Origin of the sequence: Actinomadura physcomitrii (assembly GCF_008923205.2) — a bacterium.
Lineage (GTDB): Bacteria > Actinomycetota > Actinomycetes > Streptosporangiales > Streptosporangiaceae > Spirillospora > Spirillospora physcomitrii.
In genome coordinates, this window is the sequence record NZ_WBMS02000032.1 from 1 (window position 1) to 13,223 (window position 13,223).

General features: G+C 72.6%; 14 protein-coding genes and 1 pseudogene. 11 read left to right on the forward strand and 4 right to left on the reverse strand.

What is annotated here, in order from left to right; all coding sequences use genetic code 11:
* Position 1: 1 nt before the first annotated feature.
* From F8568_RS48830 to F8568_RS31955, 7 genes and pseudogenes are all read left to right on the forward strand, one after another.
* Positions 2–124 (forward strand): annotated as a pseudogene (locus tag F8568_RS48830) (DNA-binding response regulator); the annotation flags it as partial.
* A gap of 145 nt (positions 125–269) precedes the next feature.
* Positions 270–611, forward strand: a complete 342-nt coding sequence (locus F8568_RS48835; protein ID WP_236009714.1) for a hypothetical protein — start codon at positions 270–272, stop codon at positions 609–611.
* A gap of 106 nt (positions 612–717) precedes the next feature.
* The gene (locus F8568_RS31935; protein WP_151597415.1) at positions 718–1,383 is read left to right on the forward strand and encodes an HAD family hydrolase; all 666 of its coding nucleotides are present in this window, start codon (positions 718–720) and stop codon (positions 1,381–1,383) included.
* 46 nt (positions 1,384–1,429) lie between these two features.
* Positions 1,430–3,280 (forward strand): DNA helicase RecQ, encoded by a 1,851-nt coding sequence (gene recQ / locus F8568_RS31940; protein ID WP_151597416.1) that lies wholly within the window; start codon positions 1,430–1,432, stop codon positions 3,278–3,280.
* Between the two features lie 103 nt (positions 3,281–3,383).
* Positions 3,384–3,920, forward strand: coding sequence for a DUF5666 domain-containing protein (locus F8568_RS31945; RefSeq protein WP_151597417.1), 537 nt, complete (start codon positions 3,384–3,386; stop codon positions 3,918–3,920).
* 59 nt (positions 3,921–3,979) lie between these two features.
* Positions 3,980–4,654, forward strand: coding sequence for a response regulator transcription factor (locus F8568_RS31950; RefSeq protein WP_151597418.1), 675 nt, complete (start codon positions 3,980–3,982; stop codon positions 4,652–4,654).
* Complete coding sequence (locus tag F8568_RS31955; protein ID WP_151597419.1) at positions 4,651–6,018, forward strand: sensor histidine kinase; 1,368 nt, start codon at positions 4,651–4,653, stop codon at positions 6,016–6,018. Before F8568_RS31950 ends, F8568_RS31955 begins: the two co-directional genes overlap by 4 nt.
* Positions 6,019–6,044: 26 nt before the next feature.
* Here F8568_RS31955 and F8568_RS31965 read toward each other — a convergent pair whose 3' ends face one another.
* The gene (locus tag F8568_RS31965) at positions 6,045–6,878 is read right to left on the reverse strand and encodes a glycoside hydrolase domain-containing protein (protein ID WP_236009715.1); all 834 of its coding nucleotides are present in this window, start codon (positions 6,876–6,878) and stop codon (positions 6,045–6,047) included.
* 427 nt (positions 6,879–7,305) lie between these two features.
* Between F8568_RS31965 and F8568_RS31970 the strand changes: the two genes are divergently transcribed.
* Positions 7,306–7,941, forward strand: a complete 636-nt coding sequence (locus F8568_RS31970) for an acetate uptake transporter (RefSeq protein ID WP_151597420.1) — start codon at positions 7,306–7,308, stop codon at positions 7,939–7,941.
* 66 nt (positions 7,942–8,007) lie between these two features.
* Here F8568_RS31970 and F8568_RS49890 read toward each other — a convergent pair whose 3' ends face one another.
* A complete protein-coding gene (locus tag F8568_RS49890) occupies positions 8,008–8,139 on the reverse strand; it encodes a hypothetical protein (protein WP_268896436.1) in 132 nt (43 codons plus the stop codon).
* Between the two features lie 153 nt (positions 8,140–8,292).
* Positions 8,293–9,366 (reverse strand): endonuclease/exonuclease/phosphatase family protein, encoded by a 1,074-nt coding sequence (locus F8568_RS31975; RefSeq protein ID WP_151597421.1) that lies wholly within the window; start codon positions 9,364–9,366, stop codon positions 8,293–8,295.
* 117 nt (positions 9,367–9,483) lie between these two features.
* Here F8568_RS31975 and F8568_RS47120 point away from each other — a divergent pair, with 117 nt between their 5' ends.
* A complete protein-coding gene (locus tag F8568_RS47120) occupies positions 9,484–9,729 on the forward strand; it encodes an ATP-binding protein (protein WP_236009718.1) in 246 nt (81 codons plus the stop codon).
* A gap of 24 nt (positions 9,730–9,753) precedes the next feature.
* Here the strand turns inward: F8568_RS47120 and F8568_RS31985 are convergent, their stop codons facing one another.
* Positions 9,754–11,337: a carboxylesterase/lipase family protein gene (locus F8568_RS31985; RefSeq protein ID WP_151597423.1), complete on the reverse strand. Its 1,584-nt coding sequence runs from the start codon at positions 11,335–11,337 to the stop codon at positions 9,754–9,756.
* Positions 11,338–11,594: 257 nt separating this feature from the next.
* Between F8568_RS31985 and F8568_RS31990 the strand changes: the two genes are divergently transcribed.
* Together F8568_RS31990 and F8568_RS31995 are read left to right on the forward strand one after the other, a co-directional pair.
* A complete protein-coding gene (locus F8568_RS31990) occupies positions 11,595–12,530 on the forward strand; it encodes an oxygenase MpaB family protein (RefSeq protein ID WP_151597424.1) in 936 nt (311 codons plus the stop codon).
* On the forward strand, positions 12,523–13,164 hold the full coding sequence (locus F8568_RS31995; protein ID WP_151597425.1) for a TetR/AcrR family transcriptional regulator: 642 nt from the start codon (positions 12,523–12,525) through the stop codon (positions 13,162–13,164). Before F8568_RS31990 ends, F8568_RS31995 begins: the two co-directional genes overlap by 8 nt.
* Positions 13,165–13,223 lie beyond the last annotated feature (59 nt).

The window sequence follows — 13,223 nt, forward strand, 5'->3', positions numbered from 1 at the left end:
CCTGCTCATCGCCGACGACCATCCGGTGGTGCGCGACGGGCTGCGCGGCATGTTCACCGGGGAGCCCGGCTTCGAGGTGCTCGCCGAGGCCGCCGACGGCGCCGAGGCGGTGCGGCGGCGGCGCGGCGGGGAAGCGGCGGCGCGTCCGCGGCGGACGCCCCGGCGGGCGCGGCGGGCCCGGCGGGCGCGGGGCCGCCGTTCTGCCGGACGCGGGCGAGTTCGCGCTGCAGCCGGCGCTTCTCCATCTCCAGGGTGGTGAGCGACTCCTCGTGCTCCTCGCGCAGGTAGCGCAGGTCGCGGCGGGCGCGCAGGAGGCGCCCGGCGCCGGCGACGGTGAGCATCATGCCGACGACGAAGACGACGGCGACGGCCGCGCCGGCGAGGAAGACCTGCCATTCGTTGTCGATGCCGGGGACGGCCTGGCCGAAGGCGGTGAGGTGGGACGGATCGGTGTTGTCCATGATGATCCCGGCGGCCACGACGGCGGCCGCGGCGAGCAGGAGCAGTCCGATGAACGCCATGTGCAGATCTCCTCTGCGGTGACTCCGGAGGGGGAACGGAGGTGCACCACGATGCCAGACGCGAAGCCGATCTTGTCGGATTCGCCGTAAAGATCCAGGTCGGTGGCCTTTAGTCCGATTGGCGACCCGAGGTTGCCCGCCGAGCGCGCTGGGTAATGATCGTTGCCGTAGGCGGCGCCGATTCCCGGGAGGGGCCATGCCCTTGGAGGCCATCGTTTTCGACCTGGACGGTGTGCTGATCGACTCCGAACCGGTGTGGGAGGAGGTGCGGCGCGGCTACGTCGCGTCGCACGGCGGGCGGTGGCTGCCCGACACGCAGCAGCGGCTCATGGGCATGAGCACCGTGGAGTGGGCCCGCTACATCGCGACCGACCTCGTCGACGGCGTCACCGCCGAGGAGGTCGCCTACGCGGTGATCGACGAGATGTCCCAGCGGTACGCGCGGGGCCTGCCGCTGCTGCCGGGCGCGGAGGACGCCGTCCACCGGCTCGCCGAGTACCGGCCGCTCGGGCTGGCCAGCTCGTCCCCGCGCGCGCTCATCGACCTGGTGCTCGGGCAGCTCGGGGTCGAGGGGCTGTTCCGCGCGACCCTGTCCACCGAGGAGGTCGACGCCGGCAAGCCCGCGCCGGACGGCTACCTCGCCGTCGCCGGGCAGATGGAGGTGCCGCCGGCGGACTGCGTCGCGGTCGAGGACTCCAGCAACGGCCTGCGCTCCGCGCACGCCGCCGGGATGGCGGTGGTCGCGATCCCGCGCGAGGCGCACCCGCCGGCCGACGACGCGCTCGGGCTCGCCGCGCACGTCGCGAAGGGCCTCGACGAGCTGACCCCCGCCCTGCTGGGCGGCCTGCTCGACCCCCTCTGACCCCATCCCGGGGACGGTTGTCGGCGGGCGCGCATAGCATGGGCCGATGGCCTCCCCCGAGCTCCCCGACTTCCCCGAGACCCCGGAGACTTTGGACACGCTGCGCCGCGTGTTCGGGTACGACGCGTTCCGGGACGGGCAGCGGGAGATCATCGAGCACGTCGTCGCGGGCGGGGACGCGCTGGTCCTGATGCCGACCGGCGGCGGCAAGTCGCTGTGCTACCAGATCCCGTCGCTGGTCCGGAAGGGCACCGGCGTCGTGATCTCGCCGCTGATCGCGCTCATGCAGGACCAGGTGGACGCGCTGCGCGCGCTCGGCGTCAACGCCGGCTTCCTCAACTCCACGCAGGACCTCGACGAGCGCCGCGTCGTGGAGGCCCAGTTCCTCGCGGGCGAGCTCGACCTGCTCTACCTCGCGCCGGAGCGGCTGCGCGTCCCGGCGGCCGTCGAGCTGCTCGACCGGGGCGACGTCGCGCTGTTCGCGATCGACGAGGCGCACTGCGTGTCGCAGTGGGGGCACGACTTCCGGCCCGACTACCTGATGCTGTCCGGCCTGCACGAGCGCTGGCCGGACGTGCCGCGCATCGCGCTGACCGCGACCGCGACGGAGGCGACCCGCGCCGAGATCGCGTCCCGGCTCCGGCTGGAGGACGCCCGGCACTTCGTCGCGAGCTTCGACCGCCCGAACATCCAGTACCGGATCGAGCCGAAGACCGACGCGAAGCGGCAGCTCCTCCGGCTGCTGCAGACCGAGCACAAGGGCGACGCGGGCATCGTGTACTGCCTGTCCCGCAACTCGGTCGAGAAGCACGCCGCGTTCCTCACCGAGAACGGCATCGAGGCCCTGCCGTACCACGCGGGCCTGGACGCGCGGACGCGCGCCGCGAACCAGGCGCGGTTCCTGCGCGAGGACGGCCTCGTCATCGTCGCGACGATCGCGTTCGGCATGGGCATCGACAAACCGGACGTCCGGTTCGTCGCGCACCTCGACCTGCCCAAGTCCGTCGAGGGCTACTACCAGGAGACGGGACGCGCCGGCCGCGACGGCCTGCCGTCCACGGCCTGGCTCGCCTACGGCCTCCAGGACGTCGTCAACCTCCGCAAGATGATCGACGCCGGGGAGGGCGACGCGGCGTTCCGCCACCGCCAGTCCCTGCACCTGGACGCGATGCTGGCGCTGTGCGAGACCGTCGAGTGCCGCCGCGTCCGGCTGCTGGACTACTTCGGGCAGTCCGGGGAGCCGTGCGGCAACTGCGACACGTGCCTGTCCCCGCCAGAGACGTGGGACGCGACCGTCCCGGCGCAGAAGGTGCTGTCGGTGATCGTCCGGCTGGAGCGGGAGCGGCGGCAGAAGTTCGGCGCCGGGCACATCATCGACATCCTGCTCGGCAAGAAGAACGCCAAGGTCATCCAGTTCGACCACGACGCGCTGAAGTCGTTCGGGATCGGCGCGGAGCTGCGCGAGGCGGAGTGGCGCGGGGTCGTCCGGCAGCTGCTCGCGCAGGGGCTCGTCGCGGTCGAGAGCGACCACGGCACGCTCGTCCTGACCGAGGCGAGCGCGGGCGTCCTGCGCGGCGAGCGCAAGGTGGCGATGCGCCGCGAACCCGAGCGGACCCCGGCGAAGGCGGCGAAGGCCGCCAAGGAGCGCAAGGCGCCCGTCGAGCTGCCCGCCGAGGCGGCGCCGCTGTTCGAGCGGCTGCGCGCCTGGCGCGCCGCCACCGCCAAGGAGCAGGGCGTCCCCGCCTACGTGATCTTCCATGACGCGACGCTCCGCGAGATCGCGACGGCGCGGCCGTCGTCCCTCGCCGAGCTGGGCAAGGTCAGCGGCGTCGGCGAGAACAAGCTGGCCAAGTACGGCGAGCAGGTCCTGGAGACCCTCGCCGAAGCGCTCGACTGACCGGCGCGCAGCAGGACCGGTCGGGAGACCCGCAGCCGATTCCCAGGGTTCTCCCAGGATCCGGCACGGACTTCTGCCAGCCGCCCCCGCTTCAATGGTCCCCATGCGAACCAACAGGAAGACCATCGCCGCCGGGGCCGGCGCCGCCGGACTGCTCGGGCTCGGCCTGTACCTCGCCGTCCCCGCCGCCGCGAACTCCGCCCCGTCCCCCTCCCCCTCCGCGACGAGCGCCGCGCCGAAGGCGCACCCCGGCCACGGCAAGCGCCTGGCCCCGCTGCGCCGCGTCCGCGGCGTGCACGGCGAGGCCACCGTCCGCACCAAGAACGGCTTCCGCCTCGCCGACTGGCAGCGCGGCAAGATCACCGGCATCTCCGGGTCGTCGCTGACCGTCCGCAGCGCCGACGGCGCCACCTGGACCTGGACCACCAACGGCGACACCCGCGTCCGCAAGGACGGCGGCAAGTCGTCGGTGTCCGCGCTGAGCAACGGCGCGCAGGTGTTCGTGCTCGGCGAGCGGTCCGGCAACACCCGCACCGCCAAGCTCGTCCGCGCGCCGACGACGCGCGCCCCCCCCGGCGGCCGGGCGGCCCCCCCCGGGGCCGCCGGGCCGCGCGGCGGTTCAGCGCCGCGCGGAAGGTAGTTTCGAGGCAGGACGGCGGCCGGGCGCGGTGCCCGGCCGGAGGCCGACAGCGGGAGCGGATGAGCGAGAACCGGCGGGTGCTCGTCGTGGACGACGAGGCCAACATCCGCGACCTCATCGAGGTCGCGCTGCGCTTCCACGGCTTCGCCACCGTCACGGCGGCGACCGGGGAGGACGCGCTGCGCGCCGCCGCCGGCGAGCGGCCCGACCTCGTCCTGCTGGACGTCATGCTCCCCGACCTCGACGGGTTCGAGGTGTGCCGGCGGCTCCGCGCGGGCGGCGACCAGGTCCCGGTGATCTTCCTGACCGCGAAGGACACCCCGTCCGACACGGTCACCGGGCTCACCCTCGGCGGCGACGACTACGTCACCAAGCCGTTCTCGATCGAGGCGCTGATCGCCCGGGTGCGGGCGGTGCTGCGGCGCGCCGCGCCGCCCGCCGGCGGGGTGCTGCGCGTCGCCGACCTGGAACTGGACGAGGGCCAGTGGACGGTCCGCCGCGGCGGCGTCGAGGTCGACCTGTCCCCGACCGAGTTCCGGCTGCTCGCCCACCTGATGCGCAACGCCGGCATGGTGCTGTCGCGCGCGCAGCTCCTGGAGAGCGTCTGGGGCTGGGACCACGGCAACCCGCAGGTCGTCGAGACCTACATCAGCTACCTGCGGCGCAAGCTCGACCCGCTGGGCACGCCGCTGATCCACACCCAGCGCGGCGTCGGGTACGCGCTGCGCCCATGACGCTGAACGCCCGGCTGCTCGCCGGCCTGCTCGCCGTCACCCTCGCCGGGCTGACGATCACCGGGCTGGTCAGCGCGCTCGTCCTGCACGGCTACCTGATGCACCGGGTGGACGGGCAGCTCCAGGCCACCCGCGACCGGGCGATCGCCCGGCTGGTGCGCCCCGGGCTGCCCGAGCAGGGGGTGGCGCCGGCCCGGTTCGTCGTGCTCGCGGTCGGGCCGAACGGGCGGGTCCGGGTGCTCAGCGGCGACGCGCCCGCGCCGGACCGCGCGGTCAGCGAGGTCGAGCAGCTCGGCACCGCCGGCCTCGCCGCCCGCGCCCGGTCGCTCGAACCGTTCTCCCTGCCCGGCCTGCGCGCCGTCGCCCGGCCCTGGCGCAACGGCACCGTCGTCGTCGCGTCCCCGTTGGACGAGATCCACGCGGCCGTCCGCAACCTGGTCCTCACCGAGGTCGCGACCGGTGCGCTGCTGCTCGCCATGCTGACGCTGCTCGGCCGGTGGCTGATCCACCGCGGCCTCCTGCCGCTGGACCGGATGGCCGCCACCGCGCAGGCGATCACCGCGGGCGGCGACCTGCGCGCCCGCATGCCCGGCCCCGGCCACCGCACCGAGACCGCCCGGCTCGCGACCGCCATCAACGTCATGCTCGACCGGATCGAGCAGGCGTTCTGGGCGCGCAGCCGCTCCGAGGCGCGCGTCCGCGAGTTCGCCGCCGACGCCTCGCACGAGCTGCGCACCCCGCTGACCACCATCCAGGGCTACGCCGAGCTGTACCGGCACGGCGCCCTCGGCCCGGACGAGCTGCCCGACGCGATGCGCCGCATCGAGGACGAGGCCGGGCGGATGAACCGGCTGGTCACCGACCTCCTCGAACTCGCCCGCCTGGACCGGGAGGCCGCCGTGCAGCCCGCGCCGACCGACCTCGTCGCGCTGGCCAGGGACGCGGTGGCGGACGCGACCGCCGCCGCGCCCGGCCATCCCGTCCGGCTGGAGGCGCCCGCCGAGCTGGTCGCGACCGTCGACGAGGCCCGTATCCGGCAGGTCTTCGCGAACCTGCTCGCCAACGTCGCCGCGCACACCCCGCCCGGCACGCCCGCGACGGTCCGGCTCGCGCCCGGCGTCATCGAGGTCGCCGACGAGGGCCCCGGCATGGCACCGCAGGACGCGGCGCGCGCGTTCGAGCGCTTCCACCGCGCCGAGCAGGGCAGCACCGGCACCGGCCTGGGCCTGCCGATCGTCGCCGCCATCGCGGCGGCCCACGGCGGGCGCGCCGAACTGCTGTCCCGCCCGTCCGGCGGGACGATCGTCCGCATCACCCTTCCAGAAGCGCCACCCGCAGACCACATGACCGGGCAGGTCAGGTGACCGGGCAGGTCAGGTGACCGGGCAGGTCAGGTGACCGGCGACTCCCAGGCCGCCTTCCAGGTCGCCGGGCCGACGATCCCGTCCACCCCGAGGCCCTTCTCCCGCTGGAACGCGCGGCACACCTCCTCCGACGCCGGACCGTACGCGCCGTCCACGGTGATGGACCAGCCGCGCGCCTTCATCCGCGACTGCCACGTCCGCACGTCGTCGCCGCGCATGACGGGCGGCTGCGTGATGTACCGGCCGGGCCACGCCGGAGCGTGCGGCGCGGACGCCCCGCCCGCCTTCCACTGCCCGTAGTCGTCGTGGACGGCCCGGTCGCAGTCGACGCCCACGCCGTTGATCTTGTGGTCGTTGGAGTACTGCTGGAGCTGCGCGCGCGAGTCCCAGTTCCCGCCCGACCACGCGTACGTCTGCCAGCCGAACGTGATCTTCTTGGCGTCGAAAGCCCGCTTGACCGGCCAGTACCCGCCGTACAGGCCCACCCGTCCGCGCCCGAGGACGGACGCCGCGCCGTCCGCGTACGCGTTGATCGCCGCCTGCTGCTGCGGCGTCGCGTCGAAGTCGACCGCGAAGTAGATCGGCCGGTCCGCGGGCATCCCGCACGCCTTCGCCTGGGCCGCGGCGTCCCGTGCGTCCGCGACGCCGCCGTCCCGCCCCGACAGCGCCCGCGACGCCGTGCTCTCCCACACCACGACCAGCCACAGGCCGGCCGCCGACAGCTCCCGCGCCTCCGCCGCCGTCAGGTTCTTGCCGGTCGTGTCATGCGACAGGTACCGGCAGACGAACTTCGCCCCCGCTTCCCGCAGCGCGGACGCACCCGGACGTCCCCACGCGTAGTCGACACCGAACACGCTCATCCCGTCGTCCCTTCACCGGAGTCCATGGGAGGCCAGGCAACAACCCGCGAACCGCCGCGACCACCGATGTTCCGCGTTGTTCAGCGCATCGCCGCCGAAACGCCGCATCGGGCACCGCGCGTCCGTCATCTTCTGGCGATTCTTTGGTGAAGCGACGTGAAACTGGACAGTGACCTAAGACACATGCGGAGTTATGATCGCTTCGAGGCCAGCGACACTACGGGTCTCCGCAGTTACTGGGCGCATCTGACGCGCGTCCACCTCGCGCCAGATGCACGGCATGACGGTGAGGTCGGACCAGCATGCGGCTAGGCGAGTCCCTGTCCCGCCGGTGCGGCCTTTCCGAACGTCTGTTCCCGCGTTCCCCCGTCCGTCCCCGCCTGCTCCCGAGCAAGCCGCGACGGGGGGACTCCAGCGAGGAGGCAACATGACCTACGTCGAGCAAGAGTCCACTCCTCAGACCCCGCCCGCGGTCGCCGACCCCGCCCCGCTCGGGCTGGCCGCGTTCGCCCTCACCACGTTCCTTCTCTCCGCCAAGAACGCCCAGTGGACGGACGGCACCGACGCGTGGCTCGGCTTCGCGCTCGGCTACGGCGGCCTCGTCCAGCTCCTCGCCGGGATGTGGGAGTTCCGCAACCGCAACGTGTTCGGTTCGACCGCCTTCTCCACCTACGGCGGCTTCTGGATCGGGCTCGGCCTCTACATCCTGCTCGTCGCGAAGGAGGGCAACGCCGACCAGGTCGCCAACGACCTCGGCTGGATCCTGCTCGCCTTCGCGATCTTCAACACGTACATGCTCCTGTGGAGCACGCAGGTGAACCTCGCCGTCTTCGGCGTCTTCCTCACCCTGGAGATCACCGAGATCGTGCTGTTCATCGGGAACTTCTCCACCAACGAGACGACGATCAAGATCGGCGGTTACATCGGGGTGATCACCGCGCTGGTCGCCTGGTACACCTCCGCCGCGGGCGTGATCAACGGCATGCTCGGCCGGGTCGCGCTGTTCGTCGGCAAGCCGCTGTTCAACCTCACCCCGACCCAGCCCCCCGCCGGCCAGCTCTGACCCGACCGGCACCCATCCGACAGGCACAGGAGGCCCCTCGCGCATTCGCGCGGGGGGCCTTCGCCGTCAGAGGGACGGGCCGGGCCCGTCGTCGTGCAGCCATTCCCAGGCGATGCGCGCGGCCTCGAGCGCGAAGCGCCCGAGGGCGGCGAAGGCCGCGATCTGCCGCCAGTTCCAGCGACGGTGGGGCCCGCTCATCCAGATCACCCTCCCTCTCCCGCGCCGTCCACGGTGGCGCCACGTCCACCTGCCGGCGCTCTTCCGCCGTGGAACGTACCCCGGACCATGGCGCAGATATCGAACACAAGTTCGAAGTCAGCTAAAATCCGGCACCGCGCGACGTCCGGCTGGTCAGAAGCCGATTCCGGCCGCGACCGGCCGGTGGTCGCTGCCGGTGGCGGGCAGCACCCACGAACTCTCCGGCTTCACGCCGCGGACCAGGATCTGGTCGATCCGCACCATCGGGAACTCCGCGGGCCAGGTGAAGCCGAAACCGTCCCCGGCCGCCTCCTGCGCCGAACGAAGCCGCGAGGTGAGGCCGTCGAACGCGCGGTCGTCCGTGGCGCCGTTCAGGTCGCCGAGCAGCACGACCCGCTTGTTCGGCTCGGCGGCGATGGCTCTGGCCAGCGCCTGCGCGTTCCGGTCCCGCGAGATCGTCCAGAAGCCGGTCCTGGGAGTCACTCGCACGGACCCGAGGTGCGCGACGTACACCGCCAGCGGTCCGTGTTGCGTGGCGACCGTGGTGCGCAGCGCCCGGGAATAGCTGAGCTTGACGGCGGTCGGCCTCGTCTCCGCCAGCGGCCCGTAGTCCGTCTCGATGTCGACGGGCCGGGTGTCCGACAGGGGCAGCCTGCTCCACAGCCCGACCGTGCCCTGCACCACGTGGTACGGATACGCCTTCGCCAGTTCCTTCTCGTACGTGCCCCGGGCCTGCTCGGTCAGCTCCTCCAACGCCAGGACGTCCGCCTTGGAAGCGGCCAGGTCACGGGCCGTGCCCGCCGGGTCGGAATTGTCGGCGCCGACGTTGTGGCTGACCACCGTGAGGTCGGCGCCCGGATGGGACTTGTCGGTGAGCAACCCGCCGAAGAGGTTCAGCCACACCGCCACCGGCAGCAGCAACGCGACCACCGCCGAAGGCGAGCGCCGCCACACCGCCCCGGCCAGCAGCACCGGGACGAACAGGCCCAGCCATGGCAGGAGGTTCTCCACCAGACTGCCGAGATTCCCGACCCGGTTCGGAATCTGCGCGTGCAGCAGCATGAACAGGCCCAGAAACACCGCCAGCGCCGCGAGCACGGGGCCGCGCTTCCAGGGCTCCGGCCGTGAGGCGGCGCGGACCGCCCGCCGGATGCCCGCGCGCGGGGCTCCGGCGGGGCGGTCCTCGGCGTCGCCCCGTTCGGTCTCCGCCGTGTCCACCTGCGCCATCGACCGTCCTCGCTCACTGCCGTGACCAGGCCGCCGGCGCATCCGGCGGGCCCCCGTTCCTGCTGCGTGATGACCATCGGCCGAGCATCGAACTCCGCGCCGGCCCCTCGCTTCCTGATGCTACGAACCGCCGCATATCGCCGGCGTATCGAAAACGGCCCCGGCATACCGCAGGAGGAGCGCGAAGCGGTGTTCCAGCGCTTCTACCGCCGTGCCGACGCCCGGCGCAGCGACCCCGAGGGCACCGGCCTCGGCCTGCCCATCGCCCGCCAGATCGCCCGCGCCCACCACGGCGACCTGCACATCGCCGACCACCCCGGCGGAACCCGGATGCTCCTCCGCCTGCCCTGCACGTCACCGTAGCCACGCGCTGACGTCGGGCCGGGGTCAGTGGATCCAGAGCCGGCATTTGTGGTCGGTGGCGAACGTGGTGAACGGCGCGGTACCCTCCCGGCTCAGCCGCTGCACCTGCGGGGACGAGGCGGTGAAGGCGGGCCAGGAGGGCGTGGTCGGGCCGTTGGGGTCGCCGGTCTTGGCGAAGGTGGTCCAGTAGGCGATCATCTTGTCGGACAACTGCTGCTGCGCGGTGTCGAGGCCGGGGATCGGCGGGATGCCGTTGAGGCCCTTGAACAGGTAGAAGATGTCGGCGGAGTGGTAGGCGCCGAGGGGCATCAGGGGGTCGAAGTCGACCATCGGCGGCTTCGGGTCGGCGAACTCGTAGGCGTAGAGCTTCTGTCCGGGGTTGGCGGCGACGCTCTGGTTCGTGGCGAGGGCGGGGCAGGCGAAGAGGGTGTCGGTGGTCAGCGAGGACACGGCCAGATCGGCGTTGTCGGCGGATGCCGGCGGGTAGGCGTCCAGGACCTGCTGGGCGGCGTCGTCTCCGGCGCGGAACCGGACCTCGGCCTTGAGATCGTCGGCGGTGGCGTGCCGGAACTTGGACAGGTGGTAGTTGAGCGCCGTGAACAGCCGGCCCTCGTCCTTGTTGCTGCCGGAGATGAGGGGCACCTTGTTGTAGTGCCCGGACGCCAGCGCCTCCAGCGTCGGTTCCTTGATCACGTGGCCGTCGATCACCGGGGTCCAGCTCAGCGGGCTCGGTCCGAAGCTGCCGAACAGTTCGCCTGCGGTGACGGACAGGTCACCGGCCGGCTTGCCGCGCAGGCAGGCCGGCATCGTGGCGGGGTCGGTGCAGCCGAGCTTCCTGGCGAAGGCCGTGCTCGTCGCGTACGCCGTCGCGGCCGGGACCGGGCCGAGCGTGGTGCCGCAGGCGCCGCTCTGCGAGATGGCCTTGTGGAACAGGCCCGCCGCGCCTGGGGACTGGAGCTGCATGCAGACGCTGTTGCCGCCCGCCGACTCACCGAACAGGGTGACGTTGCGGGCGTCGCCGCCGAAGGCGCCGATGTTGTCGCGGACCCAGCGCAGGGCCGCCTGCTGGTCGAGCAGCCCGTAGTTGCCGGTCGTCCCGGACTCCCCGGCGAGCGCCGGCAGCGCCATGAACCCGAGCGGTCCGAGGCGGTAGTTCACCGTCACGGCGATGACCTTGCCCTTGGTGACCAGCGGCGTCGGGTCGTACCCCGAGCCCCATCCCGTCACGTAGGCGCCGCCGGGCAGGTACACCATGACCGGCAGGTTCTTCGACTCCGCCTCCGGCGGGGTGTAGACGTTGAGCACCAGGCAGTCCTCGCTGCCCAGACCGATCTGGGGGCAGAGCGAGCCCTCCTTGGTGGCGTCCCGGACGCCCTGCCAGGGGGCGGCCGGTTGCGGCGGGCGGAAACGCCGGTCGCCGGTCGGGGGCGCCGCGTAGGGAATCCCCAGGAACAGGCGTTCGTCGGCGTTGACCGTCCCTCGCAGGACCCCGTCCTTCACGGTCACCGTGTCACCGGCCGCCTGCGCCGCCGCCCGCGCCGGGAGCGCCGCGGCTCCGGCCAGTGCCGTCGCGGACAGGATGGCGAGCAGAATCCGACCGAACCGCATCACGCCTCCAAAAGAGCGACATTCTCCGATGATGCGAGCATGACTCTCAGATGTGGATGGTATGCGTGCCAGGAACCGTTGCGCTTGGTGCGGATGCGACAGTTCTCCGGCGCCTGGTTGTCACACGGCGGTGGTGGAGGGGGCGTCCCGGCTGGTAGGCGGCCTTCGCAAGGCCGAAACGTCCCGGACCTCGCTTTAGAGTGGTACAGATGAGATAGTGCCTGTACCACTAGTCCACCGAGGTGAGGTGACGCGGCGTGGGGTTGCGCGAGCGGATCGTCGAGGCCGTCGAGGAGATCAGCGGACGCCACGATCAGCAGGGGCTGTACGGCGGCCCGGCGGGCGATCCGGGACTGACCGGACCGGGCAGCGTTTCGTGGGAGGTGAACGGGGATCTGGGCGCGGTGGCGGCGGCCGGGACGGCGGCGATCGTGCTCGAGATCCTGCACCCGTCGGTGATCGCGGGAGTGGAGGAGCACTCCTCCTACCGCGAGGATCCGTTCCGGCGGGCGCGGAGCACGATGGGATACGTCCTCGGCACGACGTTCGGGAACACCGAGGCGGCGACGCGGCTGATCGGTACGGTCAAAAAGATCCACGGGCAGGTGACGGGCGCCCGTCCGGACGGTGTCGCCTACCGGGCCCTGGACCCGGAGCTGATCGCCTGGGTGCACACCTGCATCCCCTGGATGATCATGACGGCGTTCGAGCGGTTCAACCGCGCGCTGTCGCCGGCGGAGCGGAACCGCTACCTGGCCGAGCAGGCGGTCATCGGCCGCATGGCCGGCGCCGACACCGTCCCGGTCACCACGGCCGAGCTGGCGGAGTTCGTGGCGGCCGTACGGCCCCGGCTGGCGGTGACCGAGCAGACCCGGGACTTCCTCGAATTCCTGCAGACCGTGCCGTCCGATGGACGACCGTCCTGGCCGGTCGGTGCGGCGGTGCACCGCCTCACCACGGCGCAGGCCCACTTCAATGTGCGGGCCGGAATGAGCCTCGCACCGCCGTGGGCGCGGCGCCTGACCGGGCTCGACCTCTCGCCGGCGATGCGGAGCCTGGCGGCGATGCCGTACCTGGGCGCCAACGCGCGGATGATCCGGTGGGCCTTCGACGTGCCGCCGCATGTGGCGATGGCCCGAAGGCGCGCGCTCGGCGCCGGGCGCGGCGCGGTGGCGGTCGCGGCCGATGGCTGATCCGCAGCTGGCCGCGCTGGTGAGCCGGGCGGTCACGGCACAGGCGCAGGAGTCGGACGCCAACCGGGAGCGCATCCTGGACGCCGCGCTCGCGGAGGCGGCGGCCGTCGGGGTGGACCGGCTGACCGTCGAGGACGTGGTCAGGCGCAGCAAGCTCGGCCGCATGACGGTGTACCGGCGCTTCCCCCGCCGCGAGGACATGCTGAACGCCCTGGTCACGCGCGAGGTCCAGCGGTTCCTCGCGGCGGTGGCCGCCGGCATCGACCGGGCCGCCGGGCGCCGCGAGGGCGTCGCGGAGGGCTTCGTCGCGGCGGTCACGTTCGCGCGGCGGCATCCGCTGCTGCGCCGGGCGAGCCAGACCGACCCCGGATCGGTCTTCGAGGCGCTCGCCGTCGACGACTCCCGGATCCTGTCCATGGGGGCCGCCTTCATCGCGCGCGAGATCCACGGCGACGAGCCCGGCGGCCCCTCCCAGCAGGTCCGGTGGGTCGCGGAGGTCTTCGCCCGCCTCTTCGCGACGTATCTGGCGATCCCGCCGGCCGACCCCGACCCGGAGGACGACACCGAGCTGCGCCGATTCGCCCGGGAGGTCCTCACCCCGATGGTGGAGCGAGCGGTGACACCGCCCGCGTGAAGCCGCAATTTTCCGGCAGTCCGACAATGAACCCAACACCGGAATGTAAATCACTTCGC

Excerpts from the sequence above, each read along its gene's own strand:
- F8568_RS31935 (WP_151597415.1), top strand. The coding sequence starts at position 718 with ATGCCCTTGGAGGCCATCGTTTTCGACCTGGACGGTGTGCTGATCGAC.
- recQ (WP_151597416.1), top strand. The coding sequence starts at position 1,430 with ATGGCCTCCCCCGAGCTCCCCGACTTCCCCGAGACCCCGGAGACTTTG.
- F8568_RS31945 (WP_151597417.1), top strand. The coding sequence starts at position 3,384 with ATGCGAACCAACAGGAAGACCATCGCCGCCGGGGCCGGCGCCGCCGGA.
- F8568_RS31950 (WP_151597418.1), top strand. The coding sequence starts at position 3,980 with ATGAGCGAGAACCGGCGGGTGCTCGTCGTGGACGACGAGGCCAACATC.
- F8568_RS31955 (WP_151597419.1), top strand. The coding sequence starts at position 4,651 with ATGACGCTGAACGCCCGGCTGCTCGCCGGCCTGCTCGCCGTCACCCTC.
- F8568_RS31965 (WP_236009715.1), bottom strand. The coding sequence starts at position 6,878 with ATGAGCGTGTTCGGTGTCGACTACGCGTGGGGACGTCCGGGTGCGTCC.
- F8568_RS31970 (WP_151597420.1), top strand. The coding sequence starts at position 7,306 with ATGACCTACGTCGAGCAAGAGTCCACTCCTCAGACCCCGCCCGCGGTC.
- F8568_RS49890 (WP_268896436.1), bottom strand. The coding sequence starts at position 8,139 with ATGAGCGGGCCCCACCGTCGCTGGAACTGGCGGCAGATCGCGGCCTTC.
- F8568_RS31975 (WP_151597421.1), bottom strand. The coding sequence starts at position 9,366 with ATGGCGCAGGTGGACACGGCGGAGACCGAACGGGGCGACGCCGAGGAC.
- F8568_RS47120 (WP_236009718.1), top strand. The coding sequence starts at position 9,484 with ATGCTACGAACCGCCGCATATCGCCGGCGTATCGAAAACGGCCCCGGC.
- F8568_RS31985 (WP_151597423.1), bottom strand. The coding sequence starts at position 11,337 with ATGCGGTTCGGTCGGATTCTGCTCGCCATCCTGTCCGCGACGGCACTG.
- F8568_RS31995 (WP_151597425.1), top strand. The coding sequence starts at position 12,523 with ATGGCTGATCCGCAGCTGGCCGCGCTGGTGAGCCGGGCGGTCACGGCA.